This window comes from Nocardioides panacisoli (assembly GCF_019448235.1).
In the GTDB taxonomy this organism is placed as follows: domain Bacteria; phylum Actinomycetota; class Actinomycetes; order Propionibacteriales; family Nocardioidaceae; genus Nocardioides; species Nocardioides panacisoli_A.
In genome coordinates this window covers 1573074-1593672 of record NZ_CP080409.1, presented here as the reverse complement: position 1 = coordinate 1593672, position 20599 = coordinate 1573074, and the positions used below count along the sequence as shown (strand labels likewise).

The window sequence follows — 20599 nt, the reverse complement described above, 5'->3', positions numbered from 1 at the left end:
CGGAGGAGGACGCAATGAGTGAGACGTTCGTCGCGACCGACCCCACCACGGGCACGGTCGTGCGCGAGATCCCCACGCTCGACGCGGCGGCACTCGAGGACGTGCTCGCCCGCGCCGAGAGCGCCTACGACGCGTGGCGGCAGTGGAGCATCGCCGACCGCGCCGCGGTGCTCAACGGCGTCGCCGCGGCGATGCGCGAGGACAAGGAGCGCCTGGCGCTGCTGATGACCGAGGAGATGGGCAAGCCCATCACCGAGGCCCGCGGCGAGGTCGAGAAGGCCTGCTGGGCCGCCGAGCACTACGCCGAGCACGCGGCGGCGTACCTCGCACCGGAGGAGCTGGCCAGCGACGCGAGCCGGTCCTACGTCCAGCACCTGCCGCTCGGGCCGGTGCTCGGCGTACTGCCGTGGAACGCGCCGTTCTGGCTCGCCTTCCGGTTCTGCGCACCCGCGCTGATGGCCGGCAACACGTGCGTGATGAAGCACGACCGCCACGTGCCGGGCTGCGCCGAGGCGATCGGTGAGGTGATCGCCCGCGTCGCCGAGGAGCACGGCGCGCCGCGCGACATCCTGCAGAGCGCCCCGATGGGGCACGACCTGGCCGAGCGGGCGCTGCGTGACCCCCGGATCCGGGCCGTCTCGCTGACCGGGTCGGAGAAGGCCGGTGCTGCGGTCGCCGCGACCGCGGCGAGCGAGATCAAGCCGTCCGTGCTCGAGCTGGGCGGCTCCGACCCCGCCATCGTGCTGGCTGACGCCGACCTGGAGCACGCGGCCGACGTCATCACCACGATGCGCATCATCAACGCCGGCCAGTCGTGCATCGCCGCCAAGCGGGTGATCGTGGAGCGCTCGGTCTATGACGACTTCGTCGCGCTGTACGCCGAGCGGCTGGCCGCGCTGCGCGTCGGGGACCCGCGCCAGGAGGACACCCAGGTCGGGCCGATCGCGCGCGACGACCTGCGGCAGAACCTGCACCGGCAGGTCACCGAGTCCGTCGACCAGGGCGCCAAGCTGCACTTCGGCGGCGAGGTCCCGGGCGGCGAGGGCTACTTCTACCCGGTGACCCTGCTCTCCGACGTGACGCCGGGCATGACGGCGTGCGCGGAGGAGACCTTCGGCCCCGTGGCCGTGGTCATGCCCGTCGACTCGGCCGAGGAGGCGATCACGGTCGCCAACGACTCGCCGTACGGACTCGCGGCCAGCGTGTGGACGACCGCCGAGCGCGGCGTCGAGATGGCCGCGCGGATCGAGAGCGGCCAGGTGGCCGTCAACGGCATCGTCAAGACCGACCCGCGGCTGCCCAGCGGGGGAGTGAAGCGCTCCGGCTTCGGCCGCGAGCTCGGTCCCCACGGCATCCGCGAGTTCGTCAACCACCAGCAGGTCTGGGTCGGCCCCAAGCAGGACTGACCAGACTGCAGGCGTCACGGCCAAGGTGAGGCTCACCACCAATAGGTAAGCCTCACCTTGGCCGTGTTACGGTCCCGGGCATGGGCAAGGGCAAGAAGAACGTGCCGAAGATCGAGTGCTGCGTCTCCAAGTCGCGCTGCAAGCGCTGCCCGATCCGCATGCTCAAGGACGGCACCCTGCCCGAGGGCTACACCGTGAAGCGGCGCAAGCTGGTGCGGCTGGACGGCAAGAAGGTCAAGAAGAAGAAGCTCGAGAAGGTCGCCGCGTGATCAGGGCTTCGGTGAGCCTTCGCTGGGAGGCGACCGCGCACGGTCGCCACTAGGCTGGAGCCATGACTGCCACGCGATTCGCCGACCAGCTCAACGTCCAGATCGGCAACGAGCTCTCCGCGCACAACCAGTACCTCGCCTGCGCGATCTACTACGACGCGCTGACGATGCCGCAGATGGCGGCGTTCTTCTACGGGCAGGCCATGGAGGAGCGCGGCCACGCGATGATGATGGTCAACTTCCTCCTCGACACCGACATGGAGGTGTCGATCCCGGCCATCCCGGCCGCCAACTCCGACTTCCCCGACGTCGTCGCACCCGTCCAGCTCGCGCTGGAGCAGGAGAAGACGGTCACCGACCAGATCAACGAGCTGGTCAAGATCGCCCGCGAGGAGCACGACTACGCCGCCGACCAGTTCATGGCGTGGTTCGTCAAGGAGCAGGTCGAGGAGGTCGCCACGATGAGCGACCTGCTGGCCGTCGTCACCCGCAGCAAGGACGACATCAACGACATCGAGGAGTACGTCGCCCGCGAGCAGGGCGGCGAGGAGGCCGACCCGACCGCTCCGCCCGAGGCCGGCGCCTGAGCGCGGGAGCGCGATGAGCAGGGTCATCGTCGTCGGTGCGGGCGTCGTCGGCCTCACGGCCGCCGTACGCCTCGCCGAGGCCGGCCACCGCGTCGACGTGGTGGCGCGCGACCGCCCCCGAGAGACGACGTCCTCGGTGGCGGCCGCGCTCTGGTACCCCTACCTGGCCGCGCCCCACGACCGGGTCGCGGCGTGGGCCGCGCGCGCCCGCGAGGCCTTCGTCGAGGACGCCGAAGACCCGCGCAGCGGCGTCACGCTGCGGGAGGGCACCGAGGCCTTCAGCGCTCCCGAGCCGGACCCGTGGTGGGCCTCGACCATCGGGGCGTACCACCGCACCACGGACCTGCCGCAGGGGTTCGTCGACGGCTGGCGCTTCACCGCCCCGGTGATCGAGATGCCCGTGCACCTGGACTGGCTGGTCGGGCGACTCGAGGCCGCCGGCGGCACACTCACGCGGATGAACCTCTCCGCGCTGCCGGTGCCCGGTGACGGCGGCGCCGACGTGGTGGTCAACTGCACCGGCCTGGGCTCACGCCTCTTCGGCGGCGACCTCTCGGTGGTGCCGGTGCGCGGCCAGGTGGTCGTCGTGGAGCAGGTGGGCCTGGCGGAGTGGTGGCTCGCACCCAGCGCCGGTGCGCCGACGTACGTCATCCCGCGCTCGCGCGACATCGTGCTCGGCGGCACCGAGCAGCACAACGAGTGGAGCCGCACGCCGGACCCGACGACGGCCGGCGAGATCCTGTCCCGGGCGGCGCGCCTGGTGCCCGAGGTGGCCGACGCGAAGGTCATCCAGCACAAGGTCGGCCTCCGGCCAGCACGCCCCGAGGTGCGCCTGGAGCGGGTCGGGGACGTCATCCACTGCTACGGGCACGGTGGCGCTGGCGTCACCCTCGGGTGGGGCTGCGCCGACGAGGTGGTCTCACTGCTCGACTGAGCCCCGCTGGAGCCGCCGGTGGACCAGCCTGGCCAGGGGGACCCCGACGACGGCACCCGCCACCAGTCCACCGATCGCACCCCACCCGTCGTCACGGTAGGCATCACCGACGATCGACCCCACCACGACGCAGCCGAGCAGCGTCGCGAGCACCAGCACGTTGCGGAAGACCTCCCGCAGGAAGATCGGCCCGAAGTCCTCCTGCCGCACGGCCGCGGTGGTGGAGGTGTTCCGGGTGGTCGAGCCGTCCCCGGTGGTCGAGGCGGTCCCGGTGGTCGAGGCGGTCCCGGTGGTCGAGCCTGTCGAGACCCCGGTGCCCCCGTCGAGCGGGATCACCCGGGTCACCGCGTCCAGCGGCAGCGGCCCGTAGACGTGCGGAAAGGTCTCGGTGCCGCCGGGCATCCCCGGTTCGTCGACGACCGGTACGTCGAGGCGGGCAGGGTCGATCTTCAACAGCACCAGCGGCTCGGTCACGTCGTCGTACAACGCCTCGCGCACCCGCGGCCACTGGTCGCCGCGACTGCAGTGCACGAACCCGACCTCGGCCAGGCTCCGGCCCCGCGTCGAACCGGTGTAGCTGCCCGCGGCCCGGGCAGCGTCCCACTCGGCTGCCGTGGTCAGGTGGAAGATCGGCCCCATGGGGCACAGTCTGGCGCAGTCCCCGTGCCGAGTCGGCGCCAACTCGGCTCACGATCGCGCGCGGCGCCCACGGGTCGGCCGAGTTCACGCCGACTCGACGGTCCGTTGAGCCGAGTTCACGCCGACTCGGCGGTTCCGTGAGCCGAGTTCACGCCGACTCGGCACGGGGGAGCGCGGCGCGGGCTAGAAGAGGCGCTCGGTGGGGTCGTCCAGGCCGCGGAGCGCGTTGTAGTCCACGGTGGCGCAGATGATGCCGCGGTCGGTGGCGAGGACGCGGGCCTGGGGCTTGATCTCCTGGGCGGCGAAGATGCCGCGTACCTCGCCCTTGCCGGTCAGCAGGGGGTCACGGTTGAGCAGCTCGAGGTAGCGGGTGAGCTGCTCGACGCCGTCGATCTCCCCGCGGCGCTTGATCTCCACCGCGACGCTCACCCCGTCGGCGTCACGGCACATCAGGTCCACCGGGCCGATCGCGGTGGGGTACTCGCGGCGTACCAGCGTCAGGCCGTCGGCCAGCGTCGCCGGGTGGTCGGCCAGCAGCTCCTGCAGGTGCTTCTCCACGCCGTCCTTGACCAGGCCGGGATCCTCGCCCAGGTCGTGGGTGGCGTCGTGCAGGACCTCGTCGATGACGATGCGCAGGGTGTCGTCGGTCTTCTCCGCCGTGACGGTCCACTCCGGCCGGCCGTCCTCGTCGGTGTCCTCCCGCAGCGTGCACGGCGGGGACATCCAGTTCAGCGGCTTGTAGGAGCCGCCGTCGGAGTGCACCAGCACCGAACCGTCGGACTTGATCATCAGCACCCGCGTGGCCATCGGCAGGTGGGCGGTCAGGCGGCCGGCATAGTCGACCTGGCAGCGAGCGACGACGAGTCTCACGGGGCGCGAGGCTACCGTGCCCGCGGTCGTCGTGCTCGCTGCCGGGTGCGGTCAGGAGCGCGCGTGGAAGATCCCCCACGTCAGGTCGCCGGCGTGGCCCCCGTCGACCCAGTGGCGCAGGCCGACCTTCATCTTGTCGAGGTACTCCTCGCTGACGTGCTCGGCAATCTCGTCGTGACGACGCTCGGTCTCCTCCAGCACCCGCCCGTAGTGGGTCGCGAGCTGGTCACTGTGGTCCTCGAAGGTCACCGACCCGAGGCCGACCCGGCCCAGCTCGTGGCGGTAGAAGCCGGGCGAGCCCATCGACTCCAGGTGCAGCCGGTCCAGGATGGGCTCGAGCCCGCTCCGGTCGGCATCGTCGGCAGCCATCGGGTCGGTGAAGACGACCTCGCCGCCCGGCGCCAGCACCCGGGCGACCTCCTGCAGCACCCGCACGCGGTCGCCGGAGTGCAGCAGCGCGTCCTGCGACCACACCACGTCGAAGGAGTTGTCGTCACACGGGATGTCCTCGAACGACCCGTCGACGACCTCGATCAGGTCGGCCAGGCCCTGCTCGTGGTTCATGTCGCGGTTGCGCTGGTTCTCCACCTCGGAGAGGTTCAGGCAGGTCACGTGGCACCCGTAGGTCCGCGCGAGGTGGCGCGCGGCTCCGCCGTACCCGGCGCCCACGTCGATGACGCGGGCCTCCGGCCCCAGCCGCACCGTGCCGGCGAGCCGCTCCACGGTGCGCCGGCTCGCGGTGGCGATGTCCTCGTCCGGGGTGTCGTAGAGGCCGACGTGGATGTCCTCCCCGCCCCACACCTGGGCGTAGAAGTGGTCGGCGTCGTCGGAGTTGTAGTAGTCGCGGGCCACGTTCACCGCCTGGGAGTACGCCGCCGCGCCCTCCTGGGTGGGGCTGTAGGACTTCTCGGCGACATGGACCAGGAAGTCCGGCTGCTCGGCACGGAAGGTCTGCTGGAAGTCCCCGAAGGTCTCCAGTCGCTGGAACCCCACCTCGCGCAGCAGGCGGCGCGTGTAGTCCTTGCGCAGCGGGAACATGTTGAGGTGGTACTCGGACCCGTCAGGGAAGTTGTACCGGAACCGCGCGAGCCCCTCGTCCATGTGCTCGGGCTCGGCGGTGACCTCCTCGCCGCAGTAGTAGTAGGTGTGCGTGCTGGAGAAGCCGGTGTCGAGGATCGCGTCGTAGTTGCGCTGGTCCAGGATCAGGATCCCGTCGTGCTTGAGCACGGCGTAGAACTCCGCGAGCGCCTTGCGCCGGTCCCGCTCGGAGAAGAGGTGGGTGAAGGAGTTGCCCAGGCAGATGACGGCGTCGAAGCGGGCATGGACGTCGCGGGTGAGCCAGCGCCAGTCGGCGTGGACCACCCGCAGGATGTGGCCGCCGTACGTGCGCCCGTTGGTGAAGGCCTTGGCGAGCATCTCCGGGCTGCCGTCGGCGCTGACCGTCTCGAAGCCGTGCTCGACGAGCCGGACGGAGTGGAAGCCGGTGCCGGTGGCGACGTCGAGCACCGAGGTGACGTCGTGGCGCTTGAGCAGGTCGATGAAGAAGCTGCCCTCGCTGTCGTAGCGACGCTTCCAGTCGATGAGCTCGTCCCACTTCTCGACGAACCCGCCGACGTACTCGGCGGTGTAGTGGTCGGACTCCCGCACCGCGGTCGGATCGGCGCCGAACTCCTGGTGCTCGTCCAGGGTGGGGTCCGTGGTCGGAGTGGTCGTGTCAATTGCCGAGCCCATCTGGCTCCCTTCGTCAGTGGCATGCTGGCGGGGGGTGCCGCAGGAGTGATCGTCGTTGACCGAGCACCCGTTCGACCGTAGGCAGATCACCTCGGGGCTGCAACCGCATCCGTGTCAACACTGGGTGAACCGATCCCGGTCACCACCGGTGACCGCGACGAGGCGCCCGAGGGGACCGCGGGGACCGTCTCGCATAGTTACCGATGGGTACTCGGTACCGCCCGGTGATGTCACACTGCGTCCATGACGCTGAGCAACGAGCAGATCTTCACCACCCTGGTCCTGCCCTACCTCAACCACGCGGTGCGCATGTACGAGGCCTCCTACGCGACGGTCACCGACATCGACAACGCGATGCGGTTCGGCTGCGGCTACCCCAAGGGTCCGCTGACCGTGGTCGACGAGCTCGGTGCCGCGACGGTGCGCGACCGGCTCGCCGAGCGGTACGCCGCCACGGGTGATCGGCTGCACCAGCCCGCGGACCTGCTGGAGAAGCTCGCCGACGAGGGTCGCACCCTCGCCGGGGAGGCCGGCGAGGGCGGCGCAGCCGCTCCCGCGCTGCAGCACGAGGTCAGCCGGGTCGGCGTCGTCGGCACCGGCACCATGGCCTCGGGCATCGTGCAGGTCTTCGCCCAGGCTGGGTACGACGTGGTGTTCGTCGGCCGGAGCCAGGACAAGACCGACGGCGTCATCTCCTTCGTCGACAAGGGTCTGGGCAAGCTCGTCGCCAAGGAGAAGATCGACGAGGACGCCAAGGCGGCCGCGCTGGCCCGGCTCACCCCGAGCACGTCGCGTGAGGACCTCGCCGACGTCGACATCGTGGTCGAGGCCATCGCCGAGGACCTCGCCATCAAGACCGAGCTCTTCGCCGACCTGGACCGGATCTGCAAGCCCGGCGCGATCCTGGCCACCACGACCTCATCGATGCCCATCACCAAGCTCGGTGCAGCCACGCAGCGGCCGGCGTCGGTCATCGGCATGCACTTCTTCAACCCCGCCACGGTCATGAAGCTGGTGGAGGTCGTCACCACCGAGGACACCGCGGCCGACGTCGACGAGACCGTCAAGGCACTGTGCACCGAGGTCGGCAAGGTCGCCGTCTCCTGTGGTGACCGTGCCGGGTTCATCGTCAACTGCCTGCTCTTCCCCTACCTCAACGACGCCGTCACGCTGCACGAGTCCGGCGTGGCGATGGAGACCATCGACGAGGCCATCAAGGAGCAGGCCGGGTTCCCCATGGGTCCGTTCCAGCTGCTCGACGTGGTCGGCAACGACGTCGCCCTGGCCATCCAGACCGAGCTGCAGTCCGAGTTCGGTGAACCCGGCTTCGCGCCGGCACCGCTGCTGCAGCAGAAGGTCACCGACGGCGAGCTGGGTCGCAAGACCGGCAAGGGCTTCCACGACTACAGCTGAGCCGTGGCCGAGCCACGGTCACGCCGATCGCCGGGGTCAGCCGTTGCAGACCCCGGCGATGAGGTGGCGCTGTCGCTGGGGGCCGTCGAGCGCGGCCTCCGCGGCTGTGAGGGCCGCGCGGTAGCCCTGGCGGAGCGCGGTGTCGTGGGCGACCACGGCGCCCTGGCGCACCCGCATCGCGGCGCCGATGCAGGTCGCGCCACGCGAGGTCCGCAGGACGCGGCACCGGCCCGGCCGGTCGCGCTCGTCGGTGCAGGCCTGCTGGGCAGCGGTCCGCGCCGCCTCCGCGGTGGGGTGGTTGCGCGACTTGGCCCAGAAGCCGGTCGCGGGATTGAACGCCACGGCGGCGAAGCAGTCCGGCATGGCGCATCCCTCCTCGGCTGCGGGAGGGGTCGCGCCGGCGCCGGCACCGGTGACCGAGGCCGCGACGACGAGCACGAGCGCGAGCACTGCCTGACGCAGGCGGCGTGGGCTGAGTGGGCGTGCCATGGGACCTCCAGCGGGCCGGACGTGGGCAACCAGCTCCACACTTACCCGCTCGCCGACCGGCGATGACACACTGAGCCGCGTGTCGCTCCACAAAGTCGAGTACGGCGAGCACGGCCGTCGCGTCGTCTTCTGCCACGGGCTCTTCGGCCAGGGTCGCAACTGGACCCAGCACGCCAAGCAGCTCGCGCCCGACCACCGGGTCACGCTCGTCGACATCCCCAACCACGGCCGCTCGCCGTGGACGCAGCGGTGGGACTTCCTCGAGGCCGCCGACCTGGTCGCCGAGTTGCTCGATCCCGCCGACCCGGTCGCGTTGGTCGGGCACTCGCTGGGCGGCAAGATCGTCATGGCGCTCGCGCTGCGGCACCCCGAGCTGGTCGAGCGCCTCTGCGTCGTCGACGTCTCGCCGGTCCGGTACTCCGGCGCGGGCCAGTTCGGCCGTTACATCGACGCCATGCTCGACATCGACCTCGCGAGCCTGGAGCAGCGCGGCGATGCCGACGCCGCGCTGCGCGAGGCCGTGCCCGACGACACCATCCGTGGCTTCCTGCTGCAGAACCTGCGGCGCGAGGACGGCGTGTGGCGCTGGCAGCCGAACCTGGAGCTGCTGCGCGCCGACCTCGACCGGCTGGGGGACTGGCCCTCCGACGCGCTCGGCGAGGTGCCGGCGTACGACGGCCCGGTGCTGTGGCTGGGCGGCTCGGAGTCGGACTACGTCACCGAGGAGTACGCGCCGGCGATGGACGCGCTGTTCCCGCGCAACCGTCGGGTGACGGTGAAGGGCGCCGGGCACTGGGTGCACTCGGAGCGGCCCGAGGTCTTCGGCGAGGTGCTGCGGGCCTTCCTCGACCGGTCGCCCGACTGACGCGACCGACCCGGATCGGCTCAGTCCGTCGCCGACCGGGACTGCTGCCGCTCCCGGTAGGCCGCGACCGCGTTGCGGTTGCCGCAGGCGGTGGAGCAGAACCGGCGCGACCGGTTGCGGGAGAGGTCCAGCACGACGCCGTCGCACTCCTCGTCCGCGCACGTCGCCAGGCGTGAGAGCTCCCCGAGCCGGATCACGTCGGTCATGGCCATCGCGGTCTCGACCACGATGCGCTCGGCGAGCGGCCGGTCCGAGGCGACCGCGTGGACGTGCCAGTCGTGGCCGTCGTGGCGCACGAGCTGGGGGAGTGCGCTGGCCTCGACCAGCATCTCGTTGACCAGGGCGACGGCCCGGACCTCGTCGGCGACCAGGACCTCGCGGAGGCGGGGGCGGAGGGCGCGCACCTCCTCCAGCTCGGCCCGCGTGCCGTCGATGCGGCCGCTGTAGCCGTGCTCGCGGAAGAACGTGGCGAGGTCGGCGGTGGTGGTCAGTGCGTCGGGCTCGTCGTCGGAGTTGGCCAGCCACACGGCGCTCTGCAGCCCCGACTCGACGTCATGGGCGAATGTCATGTTGACAGGTTACGTCATCGAGTCGTAGTGTAAGGAACCATGACGACGATGACTCATGACACCGCGGCGGTGACGCCGCCTGCCCGCACCGCTGCCGGACTGGGCTTCGCCGCGCTGTCCGCGGTGTCCTTCGGGGTGTCGGGGGCGCTGGCGCGACCGCTGCTCGACAGTGGCTGGAGCCCCGGCGCCGTGGTGCTGGTGCGCATCGCGTTGGGAGCGCTCGTCGTCGTGCCCTTCGGCCTGGCCGCCCTCCGTGGGCGCTGGGGCCTGCTCGCGCGCAACGCGCCGACGATCCTGCTCTACGGCCTGACCGGCGTCGCCGGCGCCCAGTTCTGCTACTTCTCCGCGGTGCAGTACCTCCAGGTCGGGCCCGCGCTGCTCATCGAGTTCACCGCGCCCGCGGCGGTCGTGACGTGGATGTGGCTGCGCCACGGCCAGCGTCCCGGGCCGGTCACGCTGGCCGGCGCAGCGGTCGCCGGCGTTGGGTTGCTGCTGGTCATCGAGATCTTCTCCGGCGGTGACTTCCACCTGCTGGGCACGGCCTGGGCGCTGGGCGCGATGGTCGGTTGCGCGGTGTACTTCGTCATCTCCGCCGACGAGACCAACGGGCTGCCGCCGCTGACGCTGGCCGCCGGTGGCCTCGTGGTCGGGTCGGCGCTCCTCGGCGTCCTCGCGGTCGCCGGCGTGCTGCCGATGCACGCCGCCGACCTGCCGGTCAGCTACGCCGGGGTGCAGACGTCGTGGTGGCTGCCGCTGCTGCTGCTCGGCATCGTCACGGCCGCCGTCGCCTACACCAGTGGCATCGCCGCCGGAAGGCGCCTGGGCTCGCGGCTCGCCTCGTTCGTGGGGCTCAACGAGGTGCTGGCCGCGGTGATCTTCGCCTGGCTCCTGCTGGGTGAGCTGCCCAGCGGCTGGCAGTTCGTCGGCGGGGTGCTCATCCTGCTCGGCGTGGTTGCGGTCAAGGCGGGCGAGCGCACGGTCGTGCGCGAGGAGCCCCTCTCGGCCTGACCGGCGCCACACGCACCGACGGCCTGACCCCGACGTGGGGTCAGGCCGTCAGTCGCGTCGTACGCCGTCGCCTCAGGAGCCCTGCCCCTCCGCGGACTCGTCCGACTCGCCCTCGTCCTCGGCCGGCTCCTCGTCGCCGAACCCGGCCACGAGGTCGGCCAGCGAGGTCAGCTGGGTGGTGATGGCGGCGCGGCGCTTGGTGAGCCGGTCCAGCTCGGCCTTGGTCGCGGCCAGCTTGCGCTGCGTCTCCGCCTCGCCGCCTGCGGTGATCGCCTCGGCCTGGGTGCGTGCGGAGGTCACGATCTGCTCGGCCTCGCGGCGTGCCCGCGTGATCATCGCGTCGGCCTCGCGCTGGGCGGAGGTCCGTGTCTCGGCGGCCTGCTTGCTGGCCTCGGAGGCGCGCTCCTCGGCGGAGTTGGCGCGCGACTCGGCCTCCTCGACCAGGCGCTGGGTCTCGGCGAGCGCGGAGTCGTGGTGTTCGCTGGCCTCCTTGGCGAGCCGCTCCTTCTCCAGGGCGAGCGCGCGACGCGCCTCCTGCACCTCGCGGTCGGCGGCGGCGCGGGTCTGCTCCGCCTCGCGCTGGGCGCGCTGGCGGAGCTCGCTGGTCTCCTGCTCGGCCGCGAGGCGCAGCTGGTCGGCCTCCCGCTTGGCGCTGGACTTCAGGTCCACGGCCTCGCTGCGGGCGAGGGTGCGCTCCTGCTCGGCGTCGCCGAGCATCCGGTTGCGGGTCTCGTCCAGCTCCTGCAACTGCACGGCGCGCATGTCGTCGCCCTCCCGGGCGGCGGCCGCGCGCACGGCGTTGGCGTCCAGGGTGGCCTGGTCGCGGATCTCCGACGCCTCGCGCTCGGCGACGGCGCGGATCTCCTCGGCCTCCTGCTCGGCCATCGCCAGCAGGGAGGACGCGCGGCTGCCGAGGCCGGCGTAGGAGGGGTTCTCGGCCTCCGCGAGCTGCTGCTTGCTGTCGGCTACCTGCTTCTCGAGCGCGCTGATGCGCTCGTGGGCCTCACCCAGCTGCGCGGCGGTGGTGGCGTGGTCGCTGGAGAGGCGGCGGATCGCCTCGTCGACGGCGGCCTGGTCGTAGCCACCCTTGCGGACGGTGGGGAGCGAGGGTGGGTTCTTCGGGGTCGGCGCGGTCGGGGCCACGGTCGGTATCACCTGGGTCCTGTCGTGGGAACGGGATGAGGAGTGCGCAGGTTCGTCCGACGGATCGTTGAAGATGGACAGTCGTTCATCACCCATGGCGTCCCTCCGCGTGTGCTGGTGTGCAACTGGGGTGCAACGGGGCAATCATCACCGATGGGACAAGGAGAACCCAGCCGCACCGCACGGTTTCGCCGGGAATTTCCTTCGAGTGCGCCGGGGTACGCCGGCCCGGTCCGGCGTACCCCCGCGTGTCGCGTTCGATGACCTCAGAGGCCGCGGAACGCGTTGATCTGGTCCAGGTGCTTGGACCGCTTGTCGTGGTCCAGGACGCCCAGGCCCTCCTCGGGGGAGAGGCAGAGGACGCCGACCTTGCCCTGGTGCTTGTTGTGGTGCACGTCCAGGGCCGCCTGGCCGGTCTCCTCCAGGGAGTAGGTCCGCGACAGCGTCGGGTGGATCTTGCCCTGGCTGATGAGGCGGTTGGCCTCCCAGGACTCGCGGTAGTTGGCGAAGTGGCTGGAGACGATGCGCTTGAGCTTCATCCACAGGTGGCGGTTGTCGTACTCGTGCATGTAGCCCGAGGTCGAAGCACAGGTGGTGATGGTGCCGCCCTTGCGGGTGACGTAGACGCTCGCGCCGAAGGTCTCGCGGCCGGGGTGCTCGAAGACGATGTCGACGTCCTCGCCACCGGTGAGCTCACGGATCTTCTTGCCGAACCGGCTCCACTCCTTGGGGTTCTGCTCGGTCCGGTCCTCGTTCCAGAATTGGTAGTTCTCCTCGGAGCGGTTGATGATCATCTCCGCGCCCATTCTGCGGCAGATGTCGGCCTTCTCGTCGTTGGAGACCACGCAGATGGGGTTCGCGCCACCGTTGAGGGCGTACTGCGTGGCGAAGCCGCCGAGGCCGCCCGAGGCGCCCCAGATCAGCACGTTGTCGCCCTGCTTCATGTTGCCGCCGTTGGCCGAGACCAGCTGCCGGTAGGCGGTGCAGTTGACCAGGCCCGGGGAGGCGGCCTCCTCCCAGGTGAGGTGCTCGGGCTTGGGCATGAGCTGGTTGGCCTTGACCATCGCGACGTCGGCGAGGCCGCCGAAGTTGGTCTCGAAGCCCCAGATGCGCTGGGAGGTGTCCAGCATCGTGTCGTTGTGGCCATCAGGGCCCTCGAGCTCGACCGAGAGGCAGTGCGCGACGACGCGGTCGCCGGGCTGCCACTTGGTGACGCCGGGGCCGGTGGCCAGCACGACGCCGGACAGGTCCGAGCCCACGATGTGGTAAGGCAGGTCGTGGCGTGCGCCGAGCTCGGACTCGCGGCCGTACTTCTCCAGGAAGCCGAACGTCGCGAGCGGCTCGAAGATCGAGGTCCACACGGTGTTGTAGTTGATGGCCGAGGCCATCACGGCGACGAAGGCCTCGCCGGGGCCCAGCTCGGGCAGCGGCACCTCGTCGAGGTGGAGGGACTTGCGGGGGTCCTTGTCACGGGACTCCAGGCCCTCGAACATGTCGACGTCCTCCTTGTGCACCGTCATGGCGCGGTAGGACTCGGGCAGCTCGAGGTTCGCGAAGTCCTCCGAGGAGGTGTCGCCTGCCTGGATGGCGTCGAGGATGTGCTGCACGGGTGTGCTCCCTTGGGTCGGCGGTCCGGTTCACCGCTACTGGGCGGTAGGTCCTTGGTGGAGTGAGGATAAGGCGGCCGATGGCCCGCCACGCGCTGCGCCCGGACCCCGGACGGCAGGTGTGACGTAGATCAAACGGTCAGTGTCCCTCGTCGCTGGGCTCGACGAGCTCGACCAGCACACCGCCGGCGTCCTTGGGGTGGACGAAGTTGATCCGGCTGTTGGCCGTGCCCCGCTTGGGCTCGGGGTAGAGCAGCCGTACGCCGCGCTCGCGCAGCGTGGCGCTGACCGTGTCCAGGTCGGTCACCCGGTAGGCCATCTGCTGGACGCCGGGACCGTTCTTGTCGAGGAACTTCGCGATCGTCGACTCCTCGTTGAGCGGGGCGAGGAGCTGGATGCACGACCCGGAGTCGCCCACGGCGACCATCGCCTCACGGACGCCCTGCTCCTCGTTGGTCTCCTCGTGGACGGTCTCCATGCCGAAGGTGTCGCGGTAGAACGCGATGGCGGCGTCGAGGTCGGCCACCGCGATGCCCACGTGGTCGATGGCGGTGAAGAGGTGCTGGGGGAGTGCGTCGCTGGTGCTCATGGTGGGTCATTGTGGCCCGGCCGAGCCGGTCCGGCCACCGACGGGTGGAGAGTGAGACGCACGCGGCCGGGGGTCGCCCGCGGTCGTGTGACGAGTGCCGCACCGATCAGCCGTGGACACCCTCGCCGCGCCACGGCGTCGCGGATAGGCTCGCGGGCAACCGACAACCGTCCGTCTCGAAACCTTCGGAGGCACCATGTCCGACACCGCCAACCCCAGCGTGATCGTCGCCGGGGCACGCACCCCGATCGGCCGCCTGCTCGGCGGTCTGAAGTCGCAGTCGGCGGCAGACCTGGGCGGCATCGCGATCAAGGGTGCCCTCGAGAAGGCCGGCGTGGCCCCCGACAAGGTCGACTACCTGATCATGGGCCAGGTCATCCTCGCCGGTGCCGGCCAGAACCCGGCCCGCTCCGCAGGCATCGCGGCCGGCCTGCCGCTGAACGTGCCGTCGATGACCATCAACAAGGTCTGCCTGTCCGGCCTCAACGCCATCGCCACCGCCGACCAGCTGGTCCGTGCCGGCGAGGCCGACATCATCGTGGCCGGCGGCATGGAGTCGATGACCAACGCCCCGCACCTGCTCCCCAAGTCGCGTGAGGGCTTCAAGTACGGCGACACCGCGCTGGTCGACTCGATGGCCTACGACGCGCTCTACGACCAGGCCACCGGCCAGGCGATGATCAACCTGACCGACGGCTGCAACGCCGAGCGCGACAAGTTCACCCGCGAGGAGCAGGACACCTTCGCGGCCCAGTCGCACCAGCGTGCCGCGGAGGCGCAGAAGAACGGCGTCTTCGACGACGAGATCGTCCCGGTCACGATCTCCTCGCGGCGCGGTGACACCACCGTCAGCGAGGACGAGGGCGTGCGGGCCGACACCACCGCCGAGAGCCTCTCCGGGCTCCGCCCCGTGAGCAAGGACGGCACGATCACCGCCGGGTCGGCCTCGCAGATCTCCGACGGCGCCTGCGCGGTCGTGGTGATGAGCAAGGCCAAGGCCGAGGAGCTCGGCCTGCCCTACCTCGCCGAGATCGGTGCCCACGGGATGGTCGCCGGCCCCGACTCCACGCTGCAGCTCCAGCCGGCCAACGCCACCAGCAAGGCGTTGGAGAAGGAGGGCATCAGCGCCGGCGACCTCGACCTGGTCGAGTTCAACGAGGCCTTCGCCGCGGTCGGCATCGCCTCCGCCCGCGCCCTGGACATCGACGAGGACAAGGTCAACGTCAACGGTGGCGCCATCGCGCTGGGCCACCCCGTCGGCATGTCCGGTGCCCGCCTCGCGCTGCACCTCGGGCTGGAGCTCAAGCGCCGCGGCGGCGGCACCGGCGTGGCCGCCCTCTGTGGCGGCGGCGGTCAGGGCGACGCCCTGGTCCTGCGCGTTCCCGCCAGCTGACGGTGCGGCGTACCGACTCCGTCGACGACCTGGTCGCCCGGGCCCGCGAAGGGCAGGCCCGGGCGGTCGGGCGGCTGATCTCGCTGGTCGAGGACGCCCAGGTCGGACCCGGCCGGGAGCAGCTGCGTGAGGTGATGTCGCGGCTCGCCCCGCACAGCGGAGGTGCCCAGGTCGTGGGCATCACCGGTGCGCCCGGCGTGGGCAAGTCGACCTCGACCAGTGCCCTGGTGGGGGAGTTGCGCTCGCGCGGGCTGCGCGTCGGCGTGCTGGCGATCGACCCCTCCTCCCCGTTCTCCGGGGGCGCGCTGCTGGGCGACCGCATCCGGATGTCGGAGCACGCGACCGACCCGGCCGTGTTCATCCGGTCCATGGCGGCCCGGGGCCACCTCGGTGGCCTGTCGTGGGCGACGCCGCAGGCGGTGCGCGTCCTCGACGCGGCGGGGTACGACGTCATCCTGGTCGAGACCGTCGGCGTCGGCCAGAGCGAGGTCGAGATCGCCGGCCGGGCCGACTCCACGATCGTGCTGCTCGCCCCGGGCATGGGCGACGGCATCCAGGCAGCCAAGGCCGGCATCCTCGAGATCGGCGACGTGTACGTCGTCAACAAGGCCGACCGTGACGGCGCGCGCCAGGTGCGGCGCGACCTGCGCAACATGCTGTCGCTGGCCGAGCGGCCCGAGGGCGCGTGGCGGCCGTCGGTGCTGATGACCACCGCGACCGACCGGACGGGCACCGACGAGGTGGTGGACGCGCTGGCTGCGCACTTCACCCACCTGACCGACTCCGGCGAGCTGACCCGGCGCCGGGTGCGGCGGACCCGTGAGGAGGTCGAGGCGATCGCGCTCACCACGCTGCGCGAGCGCTGGGGTGAGCTGGGCACCGACGACGTCGAGGAGCTGGCGGCGGCGGTCGTGGCGGGGGAGACCGACCCCTACGCGGCAGCCGACCGGCTGCTGGCGGAGAGCGGCCTGAAAGACTGAGCCGCGTGCCTGCAGTGCGAGACGTCGTCATCCTCGGCTCCACCGGTTCGATCGGCACCCAGGCGCTGGACCTGGTGCGAGCCCACCCGGACCGGTTCCGCGTCGTCGGCCTCACCGCCGGGGGATCTAACCCCGAGTTGTTCGCGCAGCAGGTCGCCGAGTTCGCCCCGGCGTACTCCGGCACCGGCGAGGAGGCCTCGGTGGAGGCGGCCGGTCGTCCGTGTGATGTCGTGCTCAACGGCATCACCGGCGCCGTCGGGCTGCGGCCGACCCTGGCCGCGCTCGATGCTGGCACGACACTGGCGCTGGCCAACAAGGAGTCGTTGGTCATGGGCGGACCCCTGGTCCTCGAGCGTGCCGCTCCGGGGCAGATCGTCCCGGTCGACTCCGAGCACAGCGCGCTGGCCCAGTGCCTGCGGGCCTCGTCGGGCCCGACCACCGGCCACCACCACGACGTTCGCCGGCTGGTCCTGACCGCGAGCGGCGGCCCGTTCCGGGGACGCACCCGCGAGGAACTGGCCACGGTGACGCCGGAGCAGGCCATGGCCCACCCGACCTGGGACATGGGACCGGTCATCACCATCAACTCCGCCACGCTGGTCAACAAGGGGCTCGAGGTCATCGAGGCCCACCTGCTCTTCGGCGTGCCGTACGAGGACATCGAGGTCGTCGTGCACCCCACCAGCGTCGTCCACTCGATGGTGGAGTTCGTCGACGGCTCGACGCTGGTGCAGGCGAGCCCGCCGACGATGATGATCCCGATCGCGCTCGGCCTCTCCTGGCCCGAGCGGGTGCCGGACGCGGCCCCGCCGGTGGACTGGACCCGGTCGGAGACCTGGCAGTTCGACCCGCTCGACGACGTGGCGTTCCCGGCAGTGGCGCTGGCCCGGGACGCGGGTGCCCGTGGCGGCACCGCCCCGGCGGTCTACAACGCCGCGAACGAGGTGTGCGTGGCGGCATTCCGTGAGGGCCGGCTGCGCTTCACCGGCATCGTCGAGGTGATTGCCGACGTCGTAGCCGATCACGACGTACCCTCGAAGGAGGGCTTGACGGTGGCGGACGTGCTCGCCGCCGATGCCTGGGCCCGCGAGGCCGCCGCCACCACCATCGCCGCACGAGGGACGTCATGACCGCACTGCTCTACCTGCTCGGCGTGCTGGTGTTCGCCTTCGCGCTCGCCGCCTCCATCGGGCTGCACGAGCTGGGGCACATGATCCCCGCGAAGCGCTTCGGCGGGAAGGTCACGCAGTACTTCATCGGCTTCGGCCCCACGGTCTGGTCCACGCAGCGCGGTGAGACCGAGTACGGCCTCAAGGCCATCCCGCTCGGCGGCTACGTCAAGATCGTCGGGATGCTCCCGCCCGGGGCCGGCCCGGCCGACGGGGCCGAGCACGTCGGGTACGACGAGGACGGCAACGAGGTCCACAAGGTCCGCAAGTCCAACACCGGACTCTTCACCCAGCTGATCTCCGACGCCCGCGCGGCGGAGTGGGAGCTGGTGCAGCCCGGCGACGAGGACCGGTTGTTCTACAAGATGTCGTGGTGGAAGAAGGTCGTGGTGATGGCCGGCGGCCCGTCGGTCAACATCGCCATCGCATTCTTCTGCTTCCTGGCGCTGTTCGGGCTCTACGGCGAGCGGACCGTGGAGGCCGATGAGGGGCGCCCCGTGCTGGCCTCGGTCTCCGAGTGCGTGATCCCCTACAGCGACGAGGGGCGCGAGTGCCGGGCCGACGACCCCGCCAGCCCGGCCAGCGAGCTCGGGCTGCAGCCGGGTGACGAGGTCGTGGAGCTGCAGACCCTGGCCGACGGTGCGGTGACCGGACGCTACGAGATCACCGGCTGGGAGCAGTTCCGCACCCTGATCCGGGACAACGAGTCCGGTCAGATCCGCATCGTCTACGAACGCGACGGCGCGCTGCTGGGGCAGGACCGCACCACGAACACCACCGTCGAGGCCCGCCCCACGGGCGACACCGGCGAGGAGCTGGTGGAGGTCGGGTTCCTCGGGGTCAGCCCGACCACCCAGGAGATCGTCACCCGGGGTGGCCCCCTGTTCACCCTGGAGCGCATGGGCGAGATGACCGTCCGCACCGTCGAGGCGCTCGCCACGCTGCCGGTCAAGGTGTGGGACGTCGCGAAGGCCATCGTCGGTGTCCAGGAGCGTGCGGCCGACAGCCCCGTCAGCATCGTCGGCGGCGGCAGGCTGGCCGGCGAGGCAACGGCCGCGACCGAGCCCTCGGTCGCGGACAAGGCGGCGTTCCTGGTCAGCCTCATCGCCGGCTTCAACCTCTTCATCGGGCTGTTCAACTTCGTGCCGCTGCTGCCCCTGGACGGCGGCCACATCGCGAGCGCGTTGTGGGAGGCGCTGCGGCGCGGGTTCGCCCGGCTGCGAGGACGCCCGGACCCGGGCCACGTGGATGCCGCCAAGCTGCTGCCGGTGGCGTACGTCGCGGCCGCGGGCATCCTGGTGATGGGCGTGGTGCTGATCGTGGCCGACTTCGTGGTGCCGATCAGCCTCTACGGGTGACCCCTGCCGAGTCGGCCCGGCGCTGGCGCCGGCAGTAGCCTTGGGCCCATGAGCGAGATCAGCCTGGGCATGCCCGAGGCACCCCCGCCGGTGCTGGCCCCGCGTCGGAGGACGCGGCAGATCCAGGTCGGCAAGGTCGGGGTCGGCAGCGACCACCCGATCTCGGTGCAGTCGATGACCACGACGCCCACCCACGAGGTCAACACCACGCTGCAGCAGATCGCCGAGCTGACCGCTGCCGGCTGTGACATCGTCCGGGTGGCCTGTCCCCGCCAGGAGGACGCCGACGCGCTGCCGGAGATCGCCCAGCACAGCCAGATCCCGGTCATCGCCGACATCCACTTCCAGCCCAAGTACGTCTTCGCCGCGATCGAGGCCGGTTGCGCCGCGGTGCGCGTCAACCCGGGCAACATCAAGAAGTTCGACGACCAGGTGCGTGAGATCGCCGCGGCCGCGAAGGACCACGGCACCTCCATCCGGATCGGCGTCAACGCCGGCAGCCTCGACAAGCGCCAGCTGGAGAAGTACGGCAAGGCCACGCCCGAGGCGCTGGTCGAGTCGGCGGTGTGGGAGGCGAGCCTGTTCGAGGAGCACGACTTCCACGACTTCAAGATCTCGGTCAAGCACAACGACCCGGTCGTCATGGTGCGCGCCTACGAGCTGCTCGCCGAGGCCGGGGACTGGCCGCTGCACCTGGGCGTCACCGAGGCCGGTCCGGCCTTCCAGGGCACGATCAAGTCCGCCACCGCGTTCGGCGCACTGCTCAGCCACGGCATCGGCGACACCATCCGCGTCTCGCTGTCCGCGCCGCCGGTGGAGGAGGTCAAGGTCGGCCAGCAGATCCTGGAGTCGCTCAACCTGCGACCGCGCCGCCTCGAGATCGTGTCCTGCCCCAGCTGCGGCCGTGCGCAGGTCGACGTCTACAAGCTCGCCGACGAGGTCACCGCCGGCCTCGACGGCCTCGAGGTGCCCCTGCGCGTGGCCGTGATGGGCTGCGTCGTCAACGGCCCCGGCGAGGCCCGTGAGGCCGACCTCGGAGTCGCGTCGGGCAACGGCAAGGGCCAGATCTTCGTCAAGGGCGAGGTCATCAAGACCGTGCCGGAGGCCAAGATCGTGGAGACCCTGATCGAGGAGGCCATGCGCATCGCCGAGGACATGGAGTCCGTCGAGGGCGCAGGCGCCGAGGTGAGCGTCTCGTGAGCCGCCGCAAGTCCCCGCCCGCGCCCCTGGAGCGCGACGCCAAGGTGGTCGTCGGAGCCTTCCTGGTCTCCGGCGTGGTGCACCTGGTCAAGCCCGAGGTGTTCGAACCCACCATGCCCGCCTGGGTGCCGGCCCACCGCGAGGTCATCGTGTGGTCCGGCGTGGCCGAGATCGCCGGTGCGCTGGGGATGGTGTTCCGCCCCACCCGCCGGCTCGCGGGGGCGGCCAGCGCCGCCCTCCTCGTGGGCGTGTACCCCGCCAACGTGCAGATGGCCGCCGACGCACTCCGGGGCTCCAACCGTGCGTTCCAGGCCGCCACGCTGGCGCGGCTCCCGCTGCAGTTGCCGATGATCCGCGGCGCCCTGCGCGCGGGACGCTGA

Annotated in this window: 21 protein-coding genes; 13 read left to right on the top strand and 8 right to left on the bottom strand. The window is 71.2% G+C overall.

Features of this window, described 5'->3' with window-relative positions; all coding sequences use genetic code 11:
* The first annotated feature begins 14 nt into the window (after positions 1–14).
* From KUV85_RS07850 to KUV85_RS07835, 4 genes are all read left to right on the top strand, one after another.
* Positions 15–1406: an NAD-dependent succinate-semialdehyde dehydrogenase gene (locus KUV85_RS07850; protein WP_219962653.1), complete on the top strand. Its 1392-nt coding sequence runs from the start codon at positions 15–17 to the stop codon at positions 1404–1406.
* An 80-nt stretch (positions 1407–1486) separates the two neighbouring features.
* On the top strand, positions 1487–1675 hold the full coding sequence (locus KUV85_RS07845; protein WP_219962652.1) for a hypothetical protein: 189 nt from the start codon (positions 1487–1489) through the stop codon (positions 1673–1675).
* A gap of 62 nt (positions 1676–1737) precedes the next feature.
* Complete coding sequence (locus KUV85_RS07840; RefSeq protein ID WP_219962651.1) at positions 1738–2262, top strand: ferritin; 525 nt, start codon at positions 1738–1740, stop codon at positions 2260–2262.
* Between the two features lie 13 nt (positions 2263–2275).
* On the top strand, positions 2276–3196 hold the full coding sequence (locus KUV85_RS07835; protein ID WP_219962650.1) for an FAD-dependent oxidoreductase: 921 nt from the start codon (positions 2276–2278) through the stop codon (positions 3194–3196).
* Here the strand turns inward: KUV85_RS07835 and KUV85_RS07830 are convergent.
* The 3 genes from KUV85_RS07830 to KUV85_RS07820 form a co-directional block, all read right to left on the bottom strand.
* Entirely contained in the window at positions 3182–3835 is a 654-nt protein-coding gene (locus tag KUV85_RS07830; RefSeq protein WP_219962649.1) for a DUF952 domain-containing protein, read from the bottom strand. The genes KUV85_RS07835 and KUV85_RS07830 overlap by 15 nt on opposite strands.
* A 183-nt stretch (positions 3836–4018) precedes the next feature.
* On the bottom strand, positions 4019–4705 hold the full coding sequence (gene nucS / locus KUV85_RS07825) for an endonuclease NucS (RefSeq protein WP_219962648.1): 687 nt from the start codon (positions 4703–4705) through the stop codon (positions 4019–4021).
* Between the two features lie 51 nt (positions 4706–4756).
* Positions 4757–6436, bottom strand: coding sequence for a class I SAM-dependent methyltransferase (locus KUV85_RS07820; RefSeq protein ID WP_219962647.1), 1680 nt, complete (start codon positions 6434–6436; stop codon positions 4757–4759).
* A gap of 243 nt (positions 6437–6679) precedes the next feature.
* On the opposite strand from KUV85_RS07820, the gene KUV85_RS07815 reads away from it, so the two are divergent.
* Positions 6680–7849 carry a 3-hydroxyacyl-CoA dehydrogenase NAD-binding domain-containing protein gene (locus KUV85_RS07815; RefSeq protein ID WP_219962646.1) on the top strand — a complete coding sequence of 390 codons (1170 nt, stop codon included), beginning with the start codon at positions 6680–6682 and terminating at the stop codon, positions 7847–7849.
* Positions 7850–7885: 36 nt separating this feature from the next.
* On the opposite strand, the gene KUV85_RS07810 is transcribed toward KUV85_RS07815, so the two are convergent.
* Positions 7886–8338: a DUF4189 domain-containing protein gene (locus KUV85_RS07810; RefSeq protein WP_219962645.1), complete on the bottom strand. Its 453-nt coding sequence runs from the start codon at positions 8336–8338 to the stop codon at positions 7886–7888.
* A 79-nt stretch (positions 8339–8417) separates the two neighbouring features.
* On the opposite strand from KUV85_RS07810, the gene KUV85_RS07805 reads away from it, so the two are divergent.
* Positions 8418–9203 (top strand): alpha/beta fold hydrolase, encoded by a 786-nt coding sequence (locus tag KUV85_RS07805; protein WP_219962644.1) that lies wholly within the window; start codon positions 8418–8420, stop codon positions 9201–9203.
* Between the two features lie 20 nt (positions 9204–9223).
* On the opposite strand, the gene KUV85_RS07800 is transcribed toward KUV85_RS07805, so the two are convergent.
* Positions 9224–9772, bottom strand: coding sequence for a CGNR zinc finger domain-containing protein (locus KUV85_RS07800; protein ID WP_219962643.1), 549 nt, complete (start codon positions 9770–9772; stop codon positions 9224–9226).
* Positions 9773–9820: 48 nt separating this feature from the next.
* On the opposite strand from KUV85_RS07800, the gene KUV85_RS07795 reads away from it, so the two are divergent.
* Complete coding sequence (locus KUV85_RS07795; RefSeq protein ID WP_219962642.1) at positions 9821–10780, top strand: EamA family transporter; 960 nt, start codon at positions 9821–9823, stop codon at positions 10778–10780.
* Between the two features lie 72 nt (positions 10781–10852).
* Here the strand turns inward: KUV85_RS07795 and KUV85_RS07790 are convergent, their stop codons facing one another.
* The 3 genes from KUV85_RS07790 to mce form a co-directional block, all read right to left on the bottom strand.
* Positions 10853–11923 carry a hypothetical protein gene (locus KUV85_RS07790; RefSeq protein WP_219962641.1) on the bottom strand — a complete coding sequence of 357 codons (1071 nt, stop codon included), beginning with the start codon at positions 11921–11923 and terminating at the stop codon, positions 10853–10855.
* Positions 11924–12189: 266 nt separating this feature from the next.
* Positions 12190–13530, bottom strand: a complete 1341-nt coding sequence (gene ccrA / locus KUV85_RS07785; protein WP_219962640.1) for a crotonyl-CoA carboxylase/reductase — start codon at positions 13528–13530, stop codon at positions 12190–12192.
* Between the two features lie 139 nt (positions 13531–13669).
* A complete protein-coding gene (mce, locus tag KUV85_RS07780) occupies positions 13670–14119 on the bottom strand; it encodes a methylmalonyl-CoA epimerase (RefSeq protein ID WP_219962639.1) in 450 nt (149 codons plus the stop codon).
* A gap of 196 nt (positions 14120–14315) precedes the next feature.
* Between mce and KUV85_RS07775 the strand changes: the two genes are divergently transcribed.
* Genes KUV85_RS07775 through KUV85_RS07750 form a run of 6 tightly spaced genes read left to right on the top strand, consistent with a single transcriptional unit; the run spans position 14316 to position 20599 of the window.
* Positions 14316–15512 (top strand): acetyl-CoA C-acetyltransferase, encoded by a 1197-nt coding sequence (locus KUV85_RS07775; protein WP_219962638.1) that lies wholly within the window; start codon positions 14316–14318, stop codon positions 15510–15512.
* Positions 15509–16492 (top strand): methylmalonyl Co-A mutase-associated GTPase MeaB, encoded by a 984-nt coding sequence (gene meaB / locus KUV85_RS07770; protein WP_237690266.1) that lies wholly within the window; start codon positions 15509–15511, stop codon positions 16490–16492. Before KUV85_RS07775 ends, meaB begins: the two co-directional genes overlap by 4 nt.
* 14 nt (positions 16493–16506) lie before the next feature.
* Positions 16507–17622, top strand: coding sequence for a 1-deoxy-D-xylulose-5-phosphate reductoisomerase (gene dxr, locus KUV85_RS07765; protein WP_219962879.1), 1116 nt, complete (start codon positions 16507–16509; stop codon positions 17620–17622).
* Positions 17619–19019, top strand: a complete 1401-nt coding sequence (locus KUV85_RS07760; RefSeq protein WP_219962636.1) for a M50 family metallopeptidase — start codon at positions 17619–17621, stop codon at positions 19017–19019. Before dxr ends, KUV85_RS07760 begins: the two co-directional genes overlap by 4 nt.
* A gap of 48 nt (positions 19020–19067) precedes the next feature.
* Positions 19068–20219, top strand: coding sequence for a flavodoxin-dependent (E)-4-hydroxy-3-methylbut-2-enyl-diphosphate synthase (gene ispG / locus KUV85_RS07755; RefSeq protein WP_219962635.1), 1152 nt, complete (start codon positions 19068–19070; stop codon positions 20217–20219).
* Positions 20216–20599, top strand: coding sequence for a DoxX family protein (locus KUV85_RS07750; protein ID WP_219962634.1), 384 nt, complete (start codon positions 20216–20218; stop codon positions 20597–20599). The genes ispG and KUV85_RS07750 overlap by 4 nt, the downstream gene beginning before the upstream one ends.

What these genes read in the sequence shown, in the direction of transcription:
- KUV85_RS07840 (WP_219962651.1), top strand. Translation starts at nt 1,738, where the DNA reads ATGACTGCCACGCGATTCGCCGACCAGCTCAACGTCCAGATCGGCAAC.
- KUV85_RS07775 (WP_219962638.1), top strand. Translation starts at nt 14,316, where the DNA reads ATGTCCGACACCGCCAACCCCAGCGTGATCGTCGCCGGGGCACGCACC.
- KUV85_RS07830 (WP_219962649.1), bottom strand. Translation starts at nt 3,835, where the DNA reads ATGGGGCCGATCTTCCACCTGACCACGGCAGCCGAGTGGGACGCTGCC.
- KUV85_RS07815 (WP_219962646.1), top strand. Translation starts at nt 6,680, where the DNA reads ATGACGCTGAGCAACGAGCAGATCTTCACCACCCTGGTCCTGCCCTAC.
- mce (WP_219962639.1), bottom strand. Translation starts at nt 14,119, where the DNA reads ATGAGCACCAGCGACGCACTCCCCCAGCACCTCTTCACCGCCATCGAC.
- KUV85_RS07820 (WP_219962647.1), bottom strand. Translation starts at nt 6,436, where the DNA reads ATGGGCTCGGCAATTGACACGACCACTCCGACCACGGACCCCACCCTG.
- KUV85_RS07835 (WP_219962650.1), top strand. Translation starts at nt 2,276, where the DNA reads ATGAGCAGGGTCATCGTCGTCGGTGCGGGCGTCGTCGGCCTCACGGCC.
- KUV85_RS07810 (WP_219962645.1), bottom strand. Translation starts at nt 8,338, where the DNA reads ATGGCACGCCCACTCAGCCCACGCCGCCTGCGTCAGGCAGTGCTCGCG.
- KUV85_RS07800 (WP_219962643.1), bottom strand. Translation starts at nt 9,772, where the DNA reads ATGACATTCGCCCATGACGTCGAGTCGGGGCTGCAGAGCGCCGTGTGG.
- KUV85_RS07845 (WP_219962652.1), top strand. Translation starts at nt 1,487, where the DNA reads ATGGGCAAGGGCAAGAAGAACGTGCCGAAGATCGAGTGCTGCGTCTCC.
- KUV85_RS07760 (WP_219962636.1), top strand. Translation starts at nt 17,619, where the DNA reads ATGACCGCACTGCTCTACCTGCTCGGCGTGCTGGTGTTCGCCTTCGCG.
- ispG (WP_219962635.1), top strand. Translation starts at nt 19,068, where the DNA reads ATGAGCGAGATCAGCCTGGGCATGCCCGAGGCACCCCCGCCGGTGCTG.
- KUV85_RS07850 (WP_219962653.1), top strand. Translation starts at nt 15, where the DNA reads ATGAGTGAGACGTTCGTCGCGACCGACCCCACCACGGGCACGGTCGTG.
- KUV85_RS07795 (WP_219962642.1), top strand. Translation starts at nt 9,821, where the DNA reads ATGACTCATGACACCGCGGCGGTGACGCCGCCTGCCCGCACCGCTGCC.